Annotated in this window: 5 protein-coding genes; 3 read left to right on the plus strand and 2 right to left on the minus strand. The window is 49.5% G+C overall.

Features of this window, described 5'->3' with window-relative positions:
• Positions 1 to 61: 61 nt before the first annotated feature.
• Positions 62 to 664 (minus strand): porin family protein, encoded by a 603-nt coding sequence (locus tag IBX50_RS17835; RefSeq protein ID WP_292257678.1) that lies wholly within the window; start codon positions 662 to 664, stop codon positions 62 to 64.
• Positions 665 to 742: 78 nt separating this feature from the next.
• On the opposite strand from IBX50_RS17835, the gene IBX50_RS17840 reads away from it, so the two are divergent.
• Positions 743 to 1,096 (plus strand): hypothetical protein, encoded by a 354-nt coding sequence (locus tag IBX50_RS17840; protein ID WP_292257680.1) that lies wholly within the window; start codon positions 743 to 745, stop codon positions 1,094 to 1,096.
• Positions 1,097 to 1,147: 51 nt separating this feature from the next.
• Here the strand turns inward: IBX50_RS17840 and IBX50_RS17845 are convergent, their stop codons facing one another.
• Complete coding sequence (locus tag IBX50_RS17845; RefSeq protein WP_292257682.1) at positions 1,148 to 2,416, minus strand: RidA family protein; 1,269 nt, start codon at positions 2,414 to 2,416, stop codon at positions 1,148 to 1,150.
• Positions 2,417 to 2,549: 133 nt separating this feature from the next.
• Between IBX50_RS17845 and IBX50_RS17850 the strand changes: the two genes are divergently transcribed.
• Positions 2,550 to 2,942, plus strand: a complete 393-nt coding sequence (locus IBX50_RS17850) for a MerR family transcriptional regulator (protein ID WP_292257684.1) — start codon at positions 2,550 to 2,552, stop codon at positions 2,940 to 2,942.
• Positions 2,943 to 3,001: 59 nt separating this feature from the next.
• A complete protein-coding gene (locus tag IBX50_RS17855) occupies positions 3,002 to 3,583 on the plus strand; it encodes an NAD(P)H-dependent oxidoreductase (protein ID WP_292257686.1) in 582 nt (193 codons plus the stop codon).
• Positions 3,584 to 4,148: the final 565 nt, after the last annotated feature.

Here is a 4,148-nt window from a genome sequence, read left to right on the forward strand (position 1 = left end):
GAATACTGCCACTTTTTAAGCTGCAGAATAAAAACAGCACGATCAGCAGCAGTATCGGGTTTTAGAAGTGAACGCCGAGAGAAACGGTGAAGCTGTCCAGCTTATAGTTGCTGTCCATGTCCAGGCGTTCATATTCTGCCCTCACCAGCAGTGAGGAAAGATTGAGCTGGGCACCGATACCATAAAGTGGATCCGTACCACTTTGGTTTTGCAGGTTGATACTGCTGTCACCCAAGTTGCCCCGTACATCAGTGTCCCAGTAGTTCAGGCCAAGGCGTCCGTAAACAGAGGCAACCTGACCGAGCGGAATATGGCCAAGCACACTGGCACCATAGGCTTTGGTTTGGATGTCTGTATTGGCAATGCTGTTGCCTCGCAGCCTGACCTTGCCCAGATCAGTGTAATTGGCTTCTACTGCAAAGATGGGGTTGATGCGGTAACCAACAAAACCTTTGTAGGTATTTTTGGAGTCCCTGGCATCAAAATCATCGGTGCCTGCTTCAATGAAGTCGCTGACTTCCTCGGATGAGTTTTCCAGCGAACTGAAGCCTAAACCAATACCGGTGTAAAATCCTGACTGGTTGTCCTGAGCCAAAACTGCAAAACTGCTGAAAAGCAGGGTGGTAGTAAACAAGCCGCCAAGTACCCGATGTTTGATATTCATATTTATACCTATTTTGATTAAACAGTCGCTGCTGATTTGCAGTGGACTTCAGGATCCAATGTTGCAAGGGATAGCGGCATGGGTCGGTACGCTGGCATACAAACCGTGAAAAAAATGAAAATACTGATATGGATGCTGCTGTTGTTACTGCTGACTGGCTGCAGTAACAAAGTTGAAGATGTGCCATTGATGTTTCTGGTCACCCATGCATCATCCTTTGATGGGCGGCAGGTACAGGTCAGTGGCGTGGTACGCGGTCTGGCTGAGCCGGAACACTACTGGCTGGAAGATGAGCAGCTGAATCGGGTGGGTTTGCATCCAGCCAGTGCCGCCCGTGCTTACTTGGATCAAACGGTGATGGTGACGGGTCGCTTCTCGGCAGATCGCAGCAAAGGCCGCCACCTGCGTGGTATTCGGGTGTTGAGTGAATGACAGGATAGAAGGGGCAAACTGTTGTGCTTTGGTTTGCCCCTGTTTTCGGTTTTATACCAGAGGCGGTGTGCCTTCGGCGTTTGAGACAATTGCATCAATCTGGATCAATGCATCCTTGGGCAGGGCAGAGACACCTACAACTCTGCGAGCCGGGATGCCACCGGGGAAGAAGCTGCTGTAAACAGCATTTACCGCTTCAATGTCTGCCATGTTTTTGAGAAAAACATTCACCTTGACCACATCGGCCATAACGTGACCCACACTCTCCACGATGGTTTTAATGTTTTGTAAACACTGCTCAGCTTGTTGCTTTACATCATCTGCCATCAGCTTTCCTGTTCTGGGATCAATCGGCAGTTGTGCTGACAGGTTGTTGTAATGCGAAAAGGCCACTGTCTGACTCGATAACGGGCATAAGGGTGCATCAGCAGTATTGTTTGCCTCCACAATGATTCCGTGTCGATCCTCAACAGCTTGCGGTGGCGTACCATCACCGTGGGATACCACTGCTTCAATCTGCACCAGCGCATGCATGGGTAAGGCTGTTACCGGGATGACGGTTCTTGCCGGCATATAGGCCACTGCTCTGGCGATGGCAGAATCCGGGAAAAAACGGCGATACACCTCGTTGACTGCTTCGATATCGGTAATATCGGTGAGGAATAGATTAATTTTGACGATATCATCAAAAGGAACATCAATGCTTTCCAGAATCGCCTTGATGTTTTTCAGACACTGCGCGGTCTGTTCCTTGATGCCACCTACCACCAACTGACCTGAAGCTGGGTCAATCGGCAGTTGTGCGGAAAGATTGTTGTAGTGTGAGAAGGCCACCGTCTGAGTGGACAAGGGATCCATCGGCGCGTTGGCGGTGTTGTTTGTCAGCTTGATCAGATCACCCGCCTGGGGTGCGTTGGGAATTGAACCGACGCCATTGGAAAGCAGTGCCTCCACTTGCACCAACGCATTCATCGGCAAAGCTGCAACAGCAACCACTGTACGTGTGGGCAGATAACCGCTGAAGAAGGATTTATACACTTCGTCTACCCGGTCGGTATCCATGATATTTTTAACAAACACGGTGATACGAACAACATCCGTCATGCCATGATCAATGCTTTCCACAATGGCCTGAATATTTTTAAAGCACTGCTCCGCTTGCTCTTTTACACCGCCCGCCACCAGCTGGCCGGATTTTGGATCAATCGGCAGCTGAGCTGAAAGGTTGTTGTAATGGGAGAAAGCGACCGTTTGTGAACTGAAGGGGTTTTGTGGTGCCAGCTCGGTATTTCTTGCCAATACTGCATTGTTACCGCCCATGTTTATAACCTCTTTTATTTTTGTAATAAAACCTGGACATCCCACTATACCCTTTTATGTGGTTATTGGAAGCCGAATTGCCCCAATATGGTGCAGTCGAGGTGTCGTCAGCGGATGGATAGAGGTAAACAACATGTTGATTGGTGAAATTGCCAAGCGCACTGGTGCCAGCATCAAGGCGATCCGGCTTTATGAATCACTGGGATTGCTAGGGCTGGTAGAGCGTAGTAATCGTTACCGGGTTTATACCGCTGCGCATCTGCAACAGGTGTTGTTGATTCGACGTGCCCGGCAACTGGGATTCAAGCTGGCAGAGTTGCAGGATTGGCTGGGTGTTCCGGGGCGGGAACTGGCAGGTGCAGAGCTGATGACTCAACTGGAAGGCAGGCGGGCAGACATTCAGCGGCAGATGGCTCACCTGCAACAGCAGGATCAGCTGTTGCAGCTTGTGATTGCAGAAGTATCGGATTGCACCGGAACACAGGCAGAAATAAACCGAGCCGTTTGTGTGTCCGACAAGGCTTGACTCTGCCCCAAGGGGCAGACTTCAGACTGCAGGCTGAACCCCTTGTCAGGAACCCTGTTATGAAACACAAAAAAATTGCCTTACTGGTTGCTCACTCCGTTGCCGGAAGTCTGAACCTTGCGCTGGCTGAACACTACGCTGAAACAGCCCGCACAGCGGGACACACAGTGGAAATCCTGTGGCTGGATCAGCTGACTTTTGATCCGATCCTGCATCAGGGTTATCACCAGCAACAGCCGCTGGAACCGGATTTGCTCGCTGCCCAGCAAACAATTCAATGGGCGGATCATCTGGTGTTTGTTTATCCAGTCTGGTGGGGCAGTGTGCCTGCAGTGTTAAAAGGATTTCTGGATCGGGTTTTTCTGCCGGGCTTTGCCTTTTGTTATCAGCAAGGAAAAGCCTTCCCCGTGCAGCTGCTGAAAGGTCGTACAGCACAACTGCTGGTGACCACAGATACCCCACCCTGGTTCTTTCGCTGGTTTTATCGCGCACCTGCGATACATCAGATGAAAAAAACCACCCTGGAGCTGTGTGGTGTACGCCCCGTGAAAGTACTGCTGATGGGGCCGGTGAAAAACTCAACCGATCAACAGCGGCAGAAATGGTTGCAACGAGTTGCTGCATTTGCAAAAAGGGCTTGATATTGCAGTTAGCAGTAGACATCTTTGATAAAACGGATGAAAAGCTAGGGAAGCATGCACTTGGATCAGTTGTGCTATATAGACCCCTGATGCTCGCTCCGGAATAAGAACTAAACCGCTTCAGCCTGAGAGGCAAAAGCAAGGTCAGAGCCAGTGGCAACTATTTTTCCTGATCTACAACATTGAAAAGCTGGCTCACTATGACAAGCTGTTTCAATAAAGCAGCAGAGCGGAGTCGAGCTAGGCTCAAAAAGATGTGCTGAAAATAGCATAAACACTGGCTTGTAGAGGCTAAAGCTGAAAAAACCAGAAAACACAGAATCAACCAAGGGTTGCTGACAAAAACCGGCAGTCAAATTGAATAACAGAGAACAAGCTGCTGGTAGGGGAGACTGGCCGGAAAGAGGTTTTTCTACAGCTCGTTATGCACACATATGGCGAAAAGTAAGCAATGAACTGGATAATCTTGGGACTTCAAGCAGTCTTAGTAGTGCTGCTTTTTATTGCCTGGAAGTGTAGTGGCATAGTAAATCTGGCCACCTGATTTTGAGGGTATGATTACTCA

The sequence above is a fragment of the Marinospirillum sp. genome, from assembly GCF_014859565.1.

Excerpts from the sequence above, each read along its gene's own strand:
- IBX50_RS17845 (WP_292257682.1), bottom strand. The coding sequence starts at position 2,416 with ATGGGCGGTAACAATGCAGTATTGGCAAGAAATACCGAGCTGGCACCA.
- IBX50_RS17855 (WP_292257686.1), top strand. The coding sequence starts at position 3,002 with ATGAAACACAAAAAAATTGCCTTACTGGTTGCTCACTCCGTTGCCGGA.
- IBX50_RS17840 (WP_292257680.1), top strand. The coding sequence starts at position 743 with ATGGGTCGGTACGCTGGCATACAAACCGTGAAAAAAATGAAAATACTG.
- IBX50_RS17835 (WP_292257678.1), bottom strand. The coding sequence starts at position 664 with ATGAATATCAAACATCGGGTACTTGGCGGCTTGTTTACTACCACCCTG.
- IBX50_RS17850 (WP_292257684.1), top strand. The coding sequence starts at position 2,550 with ATGTTGATTGGTGAAATTGCCAAGCGCACTGGTGCCAGCATCAAGGCG.